The organism is Edwardsiella piscicida, from assembly GCF_021733145.1.
Lineage (GTDB): Bacteria > Pseudomonadota > Gammaproteobacteria > Enterobacterales > Enterobacteriaceae > Edwardsiella > Edwardsiella piscicida.
The window spans coordinates 1273834-1290393 of record NZ_CP090968.1; the positions used below are offsets into that span (position 1 = coordinate 1273834).

Annotated in this window: 12 protein-coding genes; 8 read left to right on the plus strand and 4 right to left on the minus strand. The window is 57.8% G+C overall.

Annotated elements, in window-relative coordinates; translation table 11 throughout:
* Positions 1-456 precede the first annotated feature (456 nt).
* The 4 genes from L1P05_RS05740 (at position 457) to L1P05_RS05755 (ending at position 6280) form a co-directional block, all read left to right on the plus strand.
* Entirely contained in the window at positions 457-1515 is a 1059-nt protein-coding gene (locus tag L1P05_RS05740) for an FUSC family protein (protein ID WP_012848035.1), read from the plus strand.
* 89 nt (positions 1516-1604) lie between these two features.
* Positions 1605-3770, plus strand: a complete 2166-nt coding sequence (gene dinG, locus L1P05_RS05745) for an ATP-dependent DNA helicase DinG (protein ID WP_012848036.1) — start codon at positions 1605-1607, stop codon at positions 3768-3770.
* A 310-nt stretch (positions 3771-4080) separates the two neighbouring features.
* Complete coding sequence (wzz(fepE), locus tag L1P05_RS05750; protein ID WP_012848037.1) at positions 4081-5127, plus strand: LPS O-antigen length regulator Wzz(fepE); 1047 nt, start codon at positions 4081-4083, stop codon at positions 5125-5127.
* A gap of 220 nt (positions 5128-5347) precedes the next feature.
* A complete protein-coding gene (locus tag L1P05_RS05755; protein WP_012848038.1) occupies positions 5348-6280 on the plus strand; it encodes a glycosyltransferase family 2 protein in 933 nt (310 codons plus the stop codon).
* A gap of 658 nt (positions 6281-6938) precedes the next feature.
* Here the strand turns inward: L1P05_RS05755 and nfo are convergent.
* From nfo to L1P05_RS05770, 3 genes are all read right to left on the minus strand, one after another.
* Positions 6939-7787, minus strand: a complete 849-nt coding sequence (gene nfo, locus L1P05_RS05760) for a deoxyribonuclease IV (RefSeq protein ID WP_012848041.1) — start codon at positions 7785-7787, stop codon at positions 6939-6941.
* Positions 7788-7906: 119 nt separating this feature from the next.
* Positions 7907-8971, minus strand: coding sequence for a YeiH family putative sulfate export transporter (locus L1P05_RS05765; protein ID WP_012848042.1), 1065 nt, complete (start codon positions 8969-8971; stop codon positions 7907-7909).
* 135 nt (positions 8972-9106) lie between these two features.
* A complete protein-coding gene (locus tag L1P05_RS05770) occupies positions 9107-9364 on the minus strand; it encodes a DUF2545 family protein (RefSeq protein WP_012848043.1) in 258 nt (85 codons plus the stop codon).
* 317 nt (positions 9365-9681) lie between these two features.
* Between L1P05_RS05770 and L1P05_RS05775 the strand changes: the two genes are divergently transcribed.
* The 3 genes from L1P05_RS05775 (at position 9682) to L1P05_RS05785 (ending at position 12877) form a co-directional block, all read left to right on the plus strand.
* The gene (locus tag L1P05_RS05775; protein ID WP_012848044.1) at positions 9682-10122 is read left to right on the plus strand and encodes a universal stress protein; all 441 of its coding nucleotides are present in this window, start codon (positions 9682-9684) and stop codon (positions 10120-10122) included.
* A 196-nt stretch (positions 10123-10318) separates the two neighbouring features.
* The gene (yieE, locus tag L1P05_RS05780; protein WP_012848045.1) at positions 10319-11185 is read left to right on the plus strand and encodes a DNA-binding transcriptional regulator YeiE; all 867 of its coding nucleotides are present in this window, start codon (positions 10319-10321) and stop codon (positions 11183-11185) included.
* A 210-nt stretch (positions 11186-11395) separates the two neighbouring features.
* Positions 11396-12877 carry an amino acid permease gene (locus tag L1P05_RS05785; RefSeq protein ID WP_034168009.1) on the plus strand — a complete coding sequence of 494 codons (1482 nt, stop codon included), beginning with the start codon at positions 11396-11398 and terminating at the stop codon, positions 12875-12877.
* Positions 12878-13020: 143 nt separating this feature from the next.
* Here the strand turns inward: L1P05_RS05785 and metG are convergent, their stop codons facing one another.
* A complete protein-coding gene (metG, locus tag L1P05_RS05790; protein WP_012848047.1) occupies positions 13021-15069 on the minus strand; it encodes a methionine--tRNA ligase in 2049 nt (682 codons plus the stop codon).
* 217 nt (positions 15070-15286) lie between these two features.
* Between metG and apbC the strand changes: the two genes are divergently transcribed.
* On the plus strand, positions 15287-16399 hold the full coding sequence (gene apbC / locus L1P05_RS05795; RefSeq protein WP_012848048.1) for an iron-sulfur cluster carrier protein ApbC: 1113 nt from the start codon (positions 15287-15289) through the stop codon (positions 16397-16399).
* Positions 16400-16560: the final 161 nt, after the last annotated feature.

Below are 16560 nucleotides of genomic sequence, written 5' to 3' on the forward strand. Positions count from 1 at the left end.
CTGCACAATCGGAACCTGATTTTTATACTGGCCTCAGAGGCCGTCCAGTTGTTGAGGCGATTGTGTGCGAATTACCCATTTGGGCACAGATTTTCCTGATGCCGGATAGATGTAAGCAACAGCCCAAAACCAGATTCAGTACTTGCAAAACGGAGGTAGTCCATAGATGTAGTAGGTGGCATCGGAAATAGCGTGTTTGCGGCAGCATGATCAGGCGAATACGCTGGCTTCAAGCTCGCGGAAAATACTGATGTTCTGTGCGTCGGAAAAACGCTTCTTTATGGTGATGTCCTCATGTGGCTTATGAAGACATTACTAGCATCGCGGTGTGTTAATCAACGGAGGGTAGGTCAGTTCCAGGGGTGATGATAAGGGTGCTGGGCATTTCTTTATGCCGCAGATTTCCGTTACACTAAAGGTTCATCTCTGTTGAGAGCCTGATCCAAGGTCGTTTCCGTGCGTTTAAATAAAAGTATCACCCCGTTTGACTCCTTCATCTATGGGCACTACCGCGCTGTGCACGGTGTGCGCATGGCGATCTCTTTCGTATTAACCTTCCTTCTGATCCGATTGCTGGCGGTGCCTGAGGGGGCCTGGGCGCTGATCACCATGGTGGTGGTGATCGGGCCGATCTCCTTCTGGGGCAACGTGACCGTCCGGGCGCTGCAGCGCTGTATGGGGACGGTGTTCGGCGCCGCATCGGGGCTGGTGGCGCTTTATCTTGAGCTCTATTCGATGAGCCTGATGCTGGCGTGGTGCGCCGTCGTGATGTTTGTCTGCGGCATTGCGGCCCTGGGCAAGCGCCCCTATATGGGGCTGCTGATCGGCATCACGCTGGGCGTGGTGTGCGCCGCCGGACCCGGCGATATCCAGACGGCGCTGCTGCGCAGCGTCAACGTGATCATCGGTTCGCTGCTGGCGCTGCTGTTTGCCAGCATTTATCCGCAGCGGGCCTTCACCCACTGGCGCTTAAAGATGAACCATGGCCTGACCTGCATGAGTAACATTTATAGCGCCTATGTTTCACCCAATATGGTTGAGCGCCCGCAGCTGACCGAACGCCAGCAGCGCATCCTCTCCGATCTGGGCACCGTACGCGGCCTGCTGGCGCCCAGCGCCCGGGAGACCAAGGTGGATAAGGCGGTGTTCGACGCCATTCAGGTGATCACCCGTAACCTGGTGGCCACGCTGGAGATGATGACCGATGCCTATTGGGCCAGCCGTGAAAGCCACTTTATTATGCTGAATGCCACCCGGCTGCGGACGTTTCAGAAGCTGACCATCAACGCCCTGCACGGGCTGTCGGAGATGCTGCTCAGCGGACGGGTGGAGGAGACGCTGGAGCGCCTGCCGGAGATGGAGCCGATGGTGGCGGAGCTGAAGACGCTGATCGCGCAGGCGCAGGCGCACAGCGACGAAGAGGCGCCGATCTATGGCTACCTGTGGCTGAATATGCAGCTGGCGATGCAGTTGGATGAGCTGCGCGATCTGCTGAGCAACGTACTGCGCCGCTGATCGGCGCAGAGGGCGCAGCGGCGCGGGCGGCTGATTTTGTCCGCCCGCTGTGCGACAATAGCGCGCCATGTTTCCCGCAGCGAGTATCAATGACCCTTTCCAGCGCACTCAAAACCCAGATCTCCCAGTGGTATAAGGCCCTGGCGCAGCAAATTCCCGATTTTGTCACCCGCCCGCAGCAGCGGCAGATGATCGCTGAGGTCGCGCGGGCGCTGAGCGGCGTCGACGCCCGTCATTTGGTGATCGAAGCGCCGACCGGCGTCGGTAAAACCCTCTCTTATCTGTTACCCGGCATCGCCATCAGTCGGGCGCAGCAGAAGCCGCTGGTGGTGAGCACCGCCAACGTGGCGCTGCAGGATCAGATTTATACCCAGGATCTGCCGCTGCTGCGGCGAATTATTCCCGATCTGACCTTTACCGCCGCCTTTGGCCGCGGCCGCTACGTGTGTCCGCGTAATTTGGCGGCGCTCTCCGATCATCAGGATGGGCAGGGGTCTCTACTGCTGTTTATCGATGATGCGCTGCAGCCGAGCAGCGAGGAGGAGCGGGCGCAGTGCCGGCGTCTGCAGGGAGAGCTGGAGAGCCGCCGCTGGGATGGGCTGCGCGATCATCTGCATGACAATCTGGAGGAGGGGCTATGGGCCAAGATGAGCACCGATCGGGCCAGCTGCCTGAACCGCAGCTGTTCCCACTTTCGCGACTGCCCGTTTTTTCTGGCGCGGCGTGAAATTGAAAGCGCCGATGTGGTGGTGGCCAACCATGCACTGGTGATGGCGGCGCTGGAGAGCGAATCGGTGCTACCGCCGCCGAAGGATCTGCTGCTGGTGCTGGATGAGGGGCACCATCTGCCCGATGTCGCCCGCGATGCGCTGGAGATGGAGGGTGAGATCACGGCCCTGTTTGTGCAGGGACAGATCGATATGATCGTACGTCATATCGAACAGTGCCAGGCGCAGTATCAGCCCAAGAATCCTCCGCGCTTGCTGAACAGCGAGCGTCTGCAGGCGCATACGGCGGAGCTGCGTCAGCTGCTGACGGATTTCGATCGCGCCGCCGCCGCGCTGCTGGCGGAGGAGGAACAGTACCGCTTTATTTTGGGCCAGCTGCCCGACGCGCTGAGCGAACTGGCCCAGCGCCTGTACAAGCTGTGCGATGGTCTGCGCGGCCTCAGCGAGTTCATGATGAACGATCTGCAGGAAAAAACCGGCAGTCACGATGTGCTGCGCCTGCAGCGCGCGCTGCTGCAGATGAGTCGGGCGTTCAGCTACTTAGAGGCGCTGAGCAAGCTGTGGCGCCTGGCGTCGCTGGCGCAGGCCTCCAATGCACCGATCTCCAAATGGCTGACGCAGGAGGTCAGCGACGGCGTGCACCACCGCTATCTGCACTGCGTCGGGATCCGGGTATGCGATCAGCTGGAGCGCTTACTGTGGCGGCGCATTCCCCACGCGGTGATCACCTCGGCGACCCTGCGCTCCCTGAACCGCTTTGACCGTATCAGCGAACTCTCCGGCCTGAATAGCCAGGCCGGCGATCGCTTTGTGGCGTTGGACTCGCCGTTTGACCATGTACACCAAGGGCGTCTGGTGATCCCGCAGATGACGCTGGAGCCTACGCTGGCGCAGGAGGGGGAGCATTTGCGTCAGATGGCTCACGTTTTCCGAACGGCCTGGCTGCGCGGTGAGCACACCGGCATGCTGGTGCTGTTTGCCAGTCAGCGGGCGATGCAGACTTTTTTAGGCTTTGTTTCGGATCTGCGCCTGGGGCTGCTGGTGCAGGGGGACCGCCCCCGCTATCGCCTGGTGGAGGAGCACTGTCGCCGGGTGCGCGCCGGGACACAGAGCGCGCTGGTCGGGCTGCAGTCGTTTGCCGAGGGGCTGGATCTGAAGGGCGAGCTGTTGACCCAGGTGCATATCCACAAGGTGGCCTTTCCTCCGGTAGACAGCCCGGTGATCCTGACGGAGGGGGAGTGGCTGAAGTCGCGTAACCGCTATCCCTTTGAGGTGCAGAGCCTGCCAGGCGCCTCTTTTACCCTGATCCAGCAGGTTGGGCGACTGATCCGCAGCCACGCCTGTCGCGGCGAGATCGTCATCTACGATCGTCGCCTGCTGAGCAAACCCTACGGTAGCCGTCTGCTGGCCGCGCTGCCAGTGTTTCCTATCCTGCAGCCGCCGCTGCCGGAGGGGGAACTGCCCGCCTGGCCGCAGCCCGCGCCGTCTAAGCGAGCCCCTCGCCGCACCGCGCGTCGGCGGCGTTAGCGTCTTGCTAAAGTGCAATCATCATACAACAGATTGCCTGATAGAAAATTCTTAGATAGAATCCATAGGAATAGGATTATTCCAATCCAATAAATAATGAAATTATATTTCATTTAGAAATAATACTTGCCAAACAGAGCATCGCCTCCTGTCGCTCGGGCCATTTCCCGGGGCGGAGCGGTGTATTCGCCGTTTCGAAAGGGAGGCTCCCCGCGCGGGAGAAATGCCGTTGTCCAACTTGTCTAATTTGTCTAACTTGTCTAATTCTGTATCTTCTTCTGGCGCTGCGCTTACGCCGCCGCGTGCACAGATGCAGAGTGAGATCGATCTGCTTTCCCTGCTGCTGGTGCTGTTCAAGGCCAAGTGGATGATTCTTGGCACCGTGCTGCTGTGCGCCCTGCTGGGATTTATTGTCAAGACACAGTTGCCGCAAAGGTGGACCAACTATGCCGAGCTGATCCCGGCCCAGGCGCGTGAGTTGTCCGCGATGAACAGCGAGCTAAACCAGCTGGCGCTGCTGGATATCAAGGTCGACGCTACGCCGGGCTGGCTAATGGCCCGCTTTGTGCAGCTATATGAATCGCAGATCGTGCGTCGCGAATATATTGCTCAGACGGATTACTATAAAACGCAGGCGGCCGCGCTGCCCGATCCGCTGGCGCGTGAGCGTTTGCTCAGTACGCTCACGCAGCAAGGCTTCACCCTGAAGAACAGCCAGCTGGATCAGGCGACCGAGAGTAAAGAGTACACCTACTACCGACTGGGGGTCAGCGCTCATAGCTCTCAGGAGGCCCATGCGCTGCTGCAGGGATACATTGACTTTGTCGCCGCGCGGGTGGTGGACGATCTGCACTATAATATTAAGAGCCAGTTGGATCAGACCCTGACGCGGGAGAAGGCGCAGTATCAGCTGACGCTGCAGCGGCTGAAGAATGCGCAGCAGGTGAAGATCCGTCGTCTGAACTATTCGCTGGCGGTGGCGCAGGCGGCGGGGATCAGCAAGCCGCTGTACGGCAACGGTGCTACGTTTAAGGATGACGATGATTTCCCGATTTCGCTGGGCACCAATGGCCTGCGTCAGAAGCTGGACATCGAGCGCAGCCAGACGGATCTGAGCGAGCTTAACGCCGGGCTGAAGAACAGCCAGATGTATATCGGGCGACTGAGTCAGGTGCACCTGAATGCGCTGACGGTGCAGCCGTTTAAGTATTTGATGCTGCCGAGTGTTCCGGTGCAGAAAGAGGCGCCGAAGGGGGCGTTGATCGTGGTGCTCTCCGCGTTGGCCGGTCTGCTGCTATCCTGCGGCGCGGCGCTGATGCGCCACGCCATCGTTAGTAGAGAAATGGAATCTCATTAATCAATAGGGCAGTATATATGGGGAGTGTGTCACCTCCCCATCTTATTAGGTCGCCTATAGATGTATTTATTTGAAATTCTTAGTTGCTAACGTTATTTTTGGTTTTTTATTTCTTATTATGGCATTTTTTTAGCTTTTTAAACTGTTATAATAAGCAAGTATTTTATATTGTAAGGATTGATGTTATCATCTGAAAAAAATATTTACATATGGTGATAATATGCCTCCTTTATCTAGGCTGAAAGGAAAAAGCTTTTCTTGGATTATTAATAAGGTAATATCAATAATTGTTGAGAATATAAAGATTTTCTATTTCCGCTGGAGACGGGTTATACATGAGAAAAATATCTATCGATGTCGAGATGAATATCACTTCGATCGCTCTTCATTAACGAAGGCGAGAGGTGCTGGAATATCGGGTATTATGCGTTTATATAATGAAGAGCGTTATTTAGAAAGCTCGATAGAAAGCTATATTGAACAATTGGATGAACTGATCATTGTGCATAACCGCTGTACAGATTCTACGCCGGAAATCTGTGAGAAAATGCGGCTAAAATACCCACATAAAATAAAGGTGTTTCATTACATCCCCTCTGTGGCTCCGCCAGGTAGTCTCGCGCATGTGGCATTAGATCCTAGGGATGAGCGAAGTTTAGTTAATTACTATAATTTTGCATTGTCAAAAACGACCAAAGAATATGTAATGAAAGTCGATGGTGATTGTATCTTGATTGCAGATGCATTTCTCAAAATAAGAGAATATATTTTATCAAAAAAACCTAGTGATGAGTATAATTATTTTTTTGGTATTAACTTAAAGTATAATGATATGGGTGAGTTGGCATTAAGGAAAAGTGCTCCTCTTACTGCGGGTTATGATCATGGTATTTTTAAAGTGTCAAAAAATACGTTTTTTAAGCATGCATATAACTATGAGGTTTTCTCTCATAAATTAAAGGAAAAAAACAATGGCATTGTTTTTTTTCATTTAAAATCTTTAAAGGAAGATCTTGCTGTTGATTCTCATGGGTTGGATACTGAATTTTATCGTGGATATTTTAACGATCGATTAAGCCAGGATGTTATTGAGTGGGATGATTTCCCTCAGATAAGGGGAATACATCGTCCAGATCATATTAAGAGTTTATAATGTATTGATTTTTCCATTCTGAAAATTGATATATTTTTTAACTATTGAAGATGTATTTATATTTGAATGGAAATGGTCAGTTTTGGCGATAATCATTCAATTATATATTTATCCCTGCAATTATCTGAGGTTGTTAGTGTGTCGTGATTGCCTTGGTTCTGCAGGGTATAGAGATAGCCGCGTGAATGAGTAGATCACTTTAGGCTAATGTAGTGTGGATTACGTGAGTTGTTCAATTGTTAAACATTTCAACTCTCCATTTAGACTGAACTATATAGACCACCGTATCTATTTTTACAGTGAACGATGTCTGGCGTAGAAGCTATCCATAAAACGTAAAAACGTAAAAACGTATGGCAAAAATCCTGTATCGTAGATGCATTGCCATGCTAATGGGATATTGGAGTACATACGTCAGCCGTCAGCGAAGTCACTAAAATGCGCTGTGATGCTCTCCGCGTTGGCCGGTCTGCTGCTCTCCTGTGGCGCGGCGCTGATGCGCCACGCCATCGCCAATCGCGCGATGACACTACCGGCGCCGGTTACGCTGCCATCTGCGTAAGGGCCGTTGCGCCATCATGTGAAAAACGCAGCCCAAGGGCTGCGTTTTTTGTCTCTGTTTCTGGCTCGCGGTGGGCCGGTGTCCGCCCGCGGGCGATTATGCTGCCGCCTGCTGCGCTTTGAGCCAGGCTATCTCATCCTGCCAGCGGTCGGGATCGGTGGTTTCTAGGATCAGCGGGATACCGTCAAAGCGCGGATCGCGCATGATCCAGCGGAACGCCGTATAGCCGATATTGCCTTCACCCAGGCTCTGGTGCCGGTCAACCCGGCTGTTGAAGGCGCTTTTCGCATCGTTGAGGTGCATGCCGCGCAGGTACGTAAAGCCAACGGTGCGGGAAAATTGGGCAAAGGTCTCCTCGCAGGCTGCCTCGTCGCGCAGATCATAGCCCGCGGCGAAGGCGTGGCAGGTATCGATGCAGACCCCGACGCGCGATTTGTCCTCGACCTGTTCAATGATGGCCGCCAGCTGCTCGAAGCGGAAGCCCAGGTTGCTGCCCTGACCGGCGGTGTTCTCGATCACCGCGCACACCCCCTGGGTCTGAGAGAGAGCGAGGTTGATCGACTCCGCGATACGGGACAGGCAGTCGCGCTCGTCGATCTGCAGTAGGTGGCTACCGGGGTGAAAGTTGAGCAGAGTCAGTCCCAGATCGGCGCAGCGCTGCATTTCATCGATAAAGGCGCCGCGCGACTTTTCCAGCGCCTCGGTGACCGGGTGGCCCAGGTTAATCAGGTAGCTGTCGTGTGGCAGGATCTGCTGCGGCTGATAGCCATAGCGCGCGCAGGCGGCCCTGAAGGCGTCAATGGCATCGTCAGTCAGCGGGGCCGCCTTCCACTGGCGCTGGTTCTTGGTGAACAGCGCAAATGCAGTGGCCTCCAGCGCATGGGCGCGGGCGGGGGCCTGATCTAGCCCTCCGGCGGCGCTGACGTGAGCTCCAATATATTTCATAGGGTTATCTCCTGTTGCGATGGCGCTATTATGGCACTGAACGCACGGGCAGCGTAGTTTTTTACCCAAAACAAAAACACCCTGCTAACCATGGGTTAACAGGGCGCGGAGGCTGTTGCTTACAGGCAGCGCTGGATCACGACGTTGATGGCGCCGCCGCCGATAATCAGCCAGGCGAACAGCAGACTGGCCAGGATGATGGGGCGGATGCCGGCCTGGCGGATGGCGCTGATGTGGGTGGTCAAGCCCAGGGCGGCCATGGCCATGGCCAGCAGGATGATATCCAGGGTAATCAGCGCGTGCACCAGCGCGCCGGGCAGCAGATTAAAGGAGTTAACGCCGGCGACCAGAATAAAGATAACCGCGAACCACGGAATGGTGATCGGGGCTTTTTTCCCGCTGGCGTTGCCAGCGCCGCGGCTGAGCGCGCTGGACAGAATCAGCAGGAACGGCGCCAGCATCATCACGCGGATCATTTTGGCGATCACCGCGGCGTTGCCGGTGTCGTCGCTGATGGCGCGTCCGGCGGCGACCACCTGGGCCACCTCATGTACCGTCGAGCCAATATAGATGCCGAAGCTTTCCTGGGTCATCGCGACCCACTGGTAGTGGGCGTTGAGCTGATAGAGCCAGGGGTACAGGAAGATGGCAATGGTGCCGAAGATAACGACGGTCGAGACGGCGACGGAAACCTTGCTGGCGTCGGCTTTGACCACCGGTTCGGTGGCCATGACCGCCGCCGCGCCGCAGATGCTGCTGCCGGCGCCGATCAGCATCACGGTCTGCTTGTCCATGCCAAAGACTTTACGCCCCAGCCACAGCGCCAGCAGGAAGGTGGAGCTGAGGGTCAGCGCATCGGTGACAATGCCGGTCAGACCGACGTCGGCTATTTGCTGAAACGTCAGGCGGAAACCATACAGGATGATCCCCAGGCGCAGGAATTTCTGTTTGGCCAGATGGACCCCGACGGAGCAGGGGATGCTCAGGGCCGGGTAGACGCTGTTGCCGATCAGAATGCCGAGAATGATGGCCAGGGTCAGGGCGCCAAAGCCGAGCTGCTCAACCCAGGGTAGGGCGCCGGCCCACATGGAGACGGCGGTGATGATGCCGGTCAGCAGCAGCCCGGGGAGCAGGCGCAGCAGGGCATGAGTCTGGTGTGAAGCGTGCGATCTGTTTTCTGTCATTGTTATGGTGAACTGTATTATTGTGAATTTAAGAGCCGTCAAGCTTAAAGAGACAATGGCTAAATTCTAAATCGATAATGGTATTATGTTTTATAGACATATTTGCTAAATGATCCCCCACCGAATGCGCGCGGCTCAGGCATCCGGCGGGGTGGCCGCATTGGTATTGATGATGATCAGCAGGACGCACAGGGGCGACAGCAGCGCCGCCAGCGCCGCAGTGACCGTGTTGCCCTGAGAGAGTAGCCAGGCGCCATAGTAAAAGCCGTAGGCCAGCGCCACCTGCAGGACAAAGGCCAGCGTACCGCCGCGCCACCCGCGCTTGGCCCAGGCAAAGGCGCAGATCGCCAGGGTAACCAGCGCACCGATCAGATAACCATACAGGGTTTCCATGGTAGCCTCCCGCCCGCCGCTGTCGTGTTCAGACTGCCTACGTTGAGTATAGTGTAATTGTGCCGAGTCAACGGGTGGCCGGGGGAGCTCAGGGCGGGGCGGCGGCGAATAAATTACCCGTTTGTGTTATAGTCAGACGGGATCCCGCGGCGGCCCGCGGGCGTGATGCCCTCCGCCGGCATTGTCCGGGGCGCCCCCTCCGACGCCGTGCGTGCCCGGACGGCGCACTGGCCACGCGCGTGACGGGTGCGCCGGAGTAACAGTAGCTGGGTTAACTATCAATCATTTACATCAATCATCAATAAAGGAGATCCATTATGGATGGCACCTATAACATGATTTTGGTACCGGTTGATTTGGAAGAACCTCAGTTGACGGAGGTCGCGCTGAAGCACGCCCTGTTTTTGGCCGAGCAGTCTCAGGCCGCGCTGCGCCTGCTGCACGTTCATCCCTCGGTTCCCACGATCTTTATGAGCGAGTATCCCCAGCAGATCGCCGAGCTGCGTGACACGGCGCTGCAGCAGGCCGAGAAACGGCTGGAGGCGCTGGCGGCATCGCTGCCGCTGTCGCCGGCGCGCACCAGCGTCAAGGTCTGCTGGGGCTCTATCTACGATGAGATCCTGAAAGAGGCCGAGGCGTGCGGTGCGGATTTGATCGTGATCGGCTCACGCCGTCCCAGCATGTCAACCTACCTACTCGGCTCTAACGCCGCCCGCGTGGTGCGCCACGCCAGCATCTCCGTGCTGGTGGTGCGCTGATCCTGCGTCGGCCTTCCTGCGCGGGGGAGGCCGGACACGCGATATTAATCGCTTTAAGTAGTAAATTCTTTCTAATTTATCTATAGTTGGCGCTGCGTAAGCGACATTTGACGCAGAGAGCGGCCCCGTCGTCGTCGGGTCACAGGGCTATCGGCGCCGGGGACGGCGCGTTGGTTGAAACGGTTTGGATCTGTCTATGCACATTACCTTGCGACAACTGGAAGTTTTTACAGAAGTACTGAAAAGCGGTTCGACCACGCAGGCATCCATGGTGCTGGCGCTTTCGCAGTCGGCGGTGAGCGCGGCGCTGTCGGATCTGGAGACCCAACTGTCGGTGCGTCTGTTCGATCGCGTAGGCAAACGGCTGGTCGTCAACGAGCATGGCCGCCTGCTGTATCCGAAGGCGATGGCGCTGCTGGAGCAGGCCAGCGAAATCGAACAGCTGTTTAAGGGCGAGAGCGGGGCGCTGCGCATTGCCGCCAGTAGCACCATCGGTAACTATATTCTGCCGCCGATGATGGCCGCCTACCGTCGCGATTTTCCCGTGACGCCGCTGGAGCTGCACGTGGGCAACAGCCATGATGTGATCAGCGCCGTGGCGGAGTTTAACGCCGATCTGGGGCTAATCGAGGGGCCGTGCCACATGCCGGAGCTGACCACCCAAAGCTGGCTAGAGGATGAGCTGGTGGTGTTTGCCGCGCCGGATCATCCGCTGCTGCGTGAGCCGGTCACCCTGGCCCGCCTGGCGGATGCACCGTGGATCCTGCGTGAGACCGGCTCCGGCACCCGCGAGGTGGTTGAACATCTGCTGCTTTCCCATTTACCCCACTTCGATCTGGTGATGGAGCTGGGAAACTCCGAGGCCATCAAGCATGCGGTGCGCTATGGCATTGGCATCAGCTGCCTGTCGCGTCGGGTGATCGAGGAGCAACTGAGCAACGGGACGCTGGTCGAGGTCGCGCTGCCGGAGATCAACCTGCATCGCTCACTGTATCTGATCCACCACCGCCAGAAGCATATCTCCAAGGCGCTGGCCCGTTTTCTGAGCTACTGTCAGGCGTAGCCTCTGCGACGGCGGCAGCAGAGGCTGCTGCCGTAGCTTATTGTGATCTTTGTGTATTTTTATTGCACACTCGATTAGCCACTCGCTAATAATCCGCCAACCATCATGAAGCTCTCTTATTATCGTTAGATTGTTACTTCCCGCCGCAGATGGATTTGTTACAATCCCGCCTGGTTTCATGATTCAACGCAAAACAACGATAGGGTTCTAATGGCTCAGACAAAAACTACCGTCCCCGACGCGGGACAAGGACCGGCGCTGCGCCGGGAGTTAAAAGCGCGGCACTTGTCGATGATCGCTATCGGCGGTTCTATTGGTACTGGGCTGTTTGTCGCATCGGGCGCTACGGTATCCCAGGCCGGCCCCGGCGGTGCGCTGTTGTCGTATATCATCATCGGGATGATGGTGTACTTCCTGATGACCAGCCTGGGTGAGCTGGCGGCGTTTATGCCGGTGTCAGGTTCGTTTTCTACCTACGGCTCACGCTACGTGGAAGAGGGCTTCGGCTTCGCGCTGGGCTGGAACTATTGGTATAACTGGGCGGTTACCATCGCCGTCGATCTGGTGGCCGCACAGCTGGTGATGGGCTACTGGTTTCCCGATATTCCCGGCTGGATCTGGAGCGCGCTGTTCCTGTGCCTGATTTTCCTGCTGAACTATATTTCGGTGAAGGGCTTTGGCGAGGCGGAGTACTGGTTCTCGCTGATCAAAGTCAGCACCGTGATCATCTTTATCGCCGTGGGGCTGATGATGATCGTCGGCATCATGAAGGGCGGCGACGGCGCCGGTTTCCATAACTGGACCGTCGGCGATGCGCCGTTTGCCGGGGGCTTTGCCTCGATGATCGGGGTGGCGATGATCGTCGGCTTCTCCTTCCAGGGCACCGAGCTTATCGGCATTGCCGCCGGGGAGTCGAAGGATCCGGGCAAAAATATTCCGATGGCGGTGCGTCAGGTCTTCTGGCGAATCCTGCTGTTCTATGTGTTTGCTATCCTGATCATCAGCCTGCTGATCCCCTATACCGACCCCAGCCTGCTGCGCAATGACGTGAAGGATATCTCCGTCAGCCCGTTCACCCTGGTGTTCAAGAATGCCGGCCTGCTGTCTGCGGCGGCGGTGATGAACGCGGTGATCCTGACGGCGGTGCTGTCGGCGGGTAACTCCGGGATGTATGCCTCGACGCGCATGCTGTACACCCTGGCGACAGAGGGTAAGGCGCCGCGCATTTTCGGTCGTCTGTCCAAGGGCGGCGTGCCGCGCAATGCGCTGTATGCCACCACGGTAGTCGCCGGCCTGTGCTTCCTGACCTCGATGTTCGGCAACCAGGAGGTCTACCTGTGGCTGCTGAACACCTCGGGGATGACCGGGTTTATCGCCTGGCTGGGGATCGCCATTAGCCACTACCGCTTCCGTCGCGGCTACGTGATGGCGGGACTCGACCTGAACGCGCTGCCGTATAAATCCGGCTTCTTCCCGCTGGGGCCGATCTTCGCCTTTGTGCTGTGCCTGATCATCACGCTGGGACAGAACTATGAGGCGTTCCTGGAGGATCGCATCGACTGGTACGGCGTGACCGCGACCTATATCGGCCTGCCGCTGTTCTTGATCATCTGGTTCGGCTATAAGCTGACGCAGGGAACCCGCTTTGTCCGCTATAGCGAGATGACCTTCCCGACGACCAAGATCGACTAAGCGACTTATCGCGAAAAAGCGCTCCGGGTGCCTGTGCCCCGGGGCGTTTTTTTTGCGGTTTTTCCCGGGGGGCGCACCGCCGACGCGGGGACAATAAAAAACCCGCCGCAGCGGGTTGGGGGCGTGGAACGGACAGCGCGGGGTTACTTCACCTGCTGGCCCGGCAGGGCGCCGCTGTCAGGGCTGAGCAGGAAGATATCCTTCCCGCCCGGGCCTGCGGCCATCACCATGCCTTCGGAGATGCCGAAGCGCATCTTACGCGGCGCCAGGTTGGCGACCATCACCGTCAGACGGCCGACCAGTGCCTGCGGATCAGGGTAGGCGCTGCGGATACCGGAGAAGACCTGGCGGGTTTCGCCGCCCAGATCCAGCTGCAGCTTCAGCAGCTTGTCGGAGCCTTCCACCCGATCGGCGCTGACGATTTGGGCGATGCGCATATCCACCTTGGCGAAGTCGTCGAAGGTGATGGTGTCCTGGATGGGATCGTCAGCCAGCGGGCCGCTGACGGCGGGTTTCGCCGCGGCAGCGGCGGCGAGTTTGCCTTCTTCAATCATGGCGTCAACTTTACTCATTTCAATGCGGTTAAACAGGGCCTTGAACGGGTTTACCCGGTGGCCGAGCAGCGGTTCGGCGATAGCGTCCCAGCGCAGCTCTGCGTTGAGGAAGGCCTCGGTGCGCGCGCTCAGCGCCGGCAGCACCGGCTTGAGGTAGGTCATCAGCACGCGGAACAGATTGAGGCCCATGGAGCAGATGGCCTGCAGATCGGCATCGCGCCCCTCTTGCTTGGCAACCACCCACGGCGCCTGCTCATCGACATAGCGGTTGGCCAGATCGGCCAGGGCCATGATCTCGCGGATCGCCTTACCCGACTCGCGCGCCTCGTAGGCTTTGGCGATCTCTGCCGCCGCATCGACAAAGGTCTGGTACAGCGCCGGATCGGCCAGGGTATCGGAGAGCTGGCCGTCGAAGCGCTTGGTAATAAAGCCAGCGTTGCGCGAGGCCAGGTTGACCACCTTGTTGACGATATCGGCGTTGACGCGCTGAACAAAGTCCTCCAGGTTCAGATCGATGTCGTCGATACGATCGGAGAGCTTGGCGGCATAGTAGTAGCGCAGGCAGTCCGGATCCAGATGATTCAGGTAGGTACGCGCCTGAATGAAGGTGCCACGCGATTTGGACATCTTGGCACCGTTGACGGTGACGTAGCCGTGTACAAAGACGTTGCTCGGCTTACGGAAGCCGCTGCCTTCCAGCATGGCCGGCCAGAACAGGCTGTGGAAGTAGACGATGTCCTTGCCGATAAAGTGGTACAGCTCGGCGTCGCTCTCTTTACCCCAGTAATCATCAAAGTTCAGGTCGCCGCGCTTGTCGCACAGATTCTTGAATGACCCCATATAGCCGATGGGCGCATCCAGCCAGACGTAAAAATATTTGCCCGGCGCATCGGGGATCTCAAAGCCAAAGTAAGGCGCATCGCGGGTGATGTCCCACTGCTGCAGGCCGGACTCAAACCACTCCTGCATTTTATTGGCCACCTGCTCCTGCAGGGCGCCGGAGCGGGTCCACGCCTGCAGCATCGCGCCGAAGGATGGCAGATCGAAGAAGAAGTGCTCCGATTCACGCAGGATAGGCGTCGCGCCGGAGACCACGGACTTCGGGTTGATAAGCTCGGTGGGGCTGTAGGTGGCGCCGCACACTTCGCAGTTGTCGCCGTACTGATCGGCGGACTGGCACTTGGGACAGGTGCCCTTAACGAAACGGTCCGGCAGGAACATCCCCTTTTCCGGATCGTAGAGCTGAGAGATGGTGCGGTTCTTAATGAAGCCGTTCTCTTTCAGACGGGTATAGATCAGGCTCGCCAGCTGACGGTTCTCTTCACTGTGGGTCGAGTGATAGTTGTCATAGCTTATCTGGAAGTCGGCAAAATCCTGCTGATGCTCTTTGCTGACCTCGGCGATCATCTGCTCCGGCGCGATCCCCATCTGCTGGGCTTTCAGCATGATCGGCGTCCCGTGCGCATCATCGGCGCAGATAAAGTGCACCTGATTGCCGCGCATTCGCTGGTAACGCACCCACACGTCCGCCTGAATATGCTCAAGCATGTGGCCGAGGTGAATGGAGCCGTTAGCGTAAGGGAGCGCACAGGTCACCAGAATTTTGCGTGATCCTGTTGTATCAGTGACTGAAGCCATAGTGGATTTTGTATCTCTCGGTTAAACAATGGAAGGTAACCTCTGATGTTACCCGATTGCGCCGTCGGTCGCTAGGCCGCACCCCGCGATTCTGGCGCCGCGGGCGGCGTTGGCGGGCGGACAGCGCCTAAAATTCGGTGGCGGATCCACTGCGCGCTCGGCCATCAGTTCTGGTAGACTGAACGGGCGGTTTATAATAACGAAAGAAGGAGTCGGGATGAGCGATAAATCCCATGAGCAGTCCATGCCTGAAACGCTGTGCGCGCAGGTCGGCGCAATCCTTGATGGTTTTACCCACCCTACGCTGAATCATCCGCTGAGCGCGCTGAAAGCGCTGCACCACTGCGCCCTGCTGGATGGCGTCCTGCATATTGAACTGATGATGCCCTTTGCCTGGCAGAGCGGCTTTGATGCTCTGCAGGCCGGCGTTACGCCTGCGCTGCTGCAGCTACCGGGGGTGCAGCGCGTCGCCTGGCGTCTGGCGCACAATATTGCCACCCTGAAGCGGGCCAATGACCAGCCGGGGGTGAAGGGCGTACGTAATATCATCGCCGTCAGCTCGGGTAAGGGCGGGGTCGGCAAGTCCAGCACCGCGGTTAACCTGGCGCTGGCGCTGGCCGCCGAGGGCGCCCGGGTCGGTATTCTGGACGCCGATGTGTATGGCCCGTCGATTCCGACCATGCTGGGCACCGCCCATGAGCGTCCGACGTCGCCGGACGGACAGCATATGGCGCCGATCATGGCCCATGGCCTGGCCAGTAACTCTATCGGCTATCTGGTTACGGATGACAACGCCATGGTGTGGCGCGGTCCGATGGCCAGCAAGGCGCTGCTGCAGCTGCTGCAGGATACCCTGTGGCCGGATCTGGACTACCTGGTGCTGGATATGCCGCCGGGGACCGGTGACATTCAGCTGACGCTGGCGCAGAGCATCCCGGTAACCGGGGCGGTGGTGGTGACAACGCCGCAGGATATCGCGCTGCTGGATGCGATGAAGGGCATCGTGATGTTCGAGAAGGTGCACGTGCCGGTGCTGGGCGTCGTGGAGAACATGAGCATGCACATCTGTAGCCAGTGCGGCTTCCATGAGCCGATCTTCGGCACCGGCGGCGCGCAGAAGCTGGCGGAGAAGTACCATACCCGCCTGCTGGGGCAGCTGCCGCTGCATATTTCGCTGCGTGAGGATCTGGATCGCGGCGAGCCGACGGTCAGCAGTCGTCCTGACAGCGAATTCAGCGCCATCTACCGCCGACTGGCCGCCGACGTGGCCGCTCAGCTGTACTGGGGCGGCGAATCGATTCCGACCGAAATCGCCTTCCGCGCCGTATAAGCGTCGGGATTCAGCGTGTCATAACGGGCGCCGCTGCGGACGCCCGTTTTTTTTTACCGCCGCTGCGGCGCCGATTGGACTGGCGTCCGCCGGGCAGACTCCCTATAATTGCCGCGTCTCAGGCACCGGTCATCCCGATCCTTTCGTGCCTTGCCCCGTCG

Coding starts and splice junctions, on each gene's coding strand:
- dinG (WP_012848036.1), top strand. CDS start 1,605: ATGACCCTTTCCAGCGCACTCAAAACCCAGATCTCCCAGTGGTATAAG.
- L1P05_RS05755 (WP_012848038.1), top strand. CDS start 5,348: ATGCCTCCTTTATCTAGGCTGAAAGGAAAAAGCTTTTCTTGGATTATT.
- nfo (WP_012848041.1), bottom strand. CDS start 7,787: ATGAAATATATTGGAGCTCACGTCAGCGCCGCCGGAGGGCTAGATCAG.
- L1P05_RS05765 (WP_012848042.1), bottom strand. CDS start 8,971: ATGACAGAAAACAGATCGCACGCTTCACACCAGACTCATGCCCTGCTG.
- L1P05_RS05770 (WP_012848043.1), bottom strand. CDS start 9,364: ATGGAAACCCTGTATGGTTATCTGATCGGTGCGCTGGTTACCCTGGCG.
- L1P05_RS05775 (WP_012848044.1), top strand. CDS start 9,682: ATGGATGGCACCTATAACATGATTTTGGTACCGGTTGATTTGGAAGAA.
- yieE (WP_012848045.1), top strand. CDS start 10,319: ATGCACATTACCTTGCGACAACTGGAAGTTTTTACAGAAGTACTGAAA.
- L1P05_RS05785 (WP_034168009.1), top strand. CDS start 11,396: ATGGCTCAGACAAAAACTACCGTCCCCGACGCGGGACAAGGACCGGCG.
- metG (WP_012848047.1), bottom strand. CDS start 15,069: ATGGCTTCAGTCACTGATACAACAGGATCACGCAAAATTCTGGTGACC.
- apbC (WP_012848048.1), top strand. CDS start 15,287: ATGAGCGATAAATCCCATGAGCAGTCCATGCCTGAAACGCTGTGCGCG.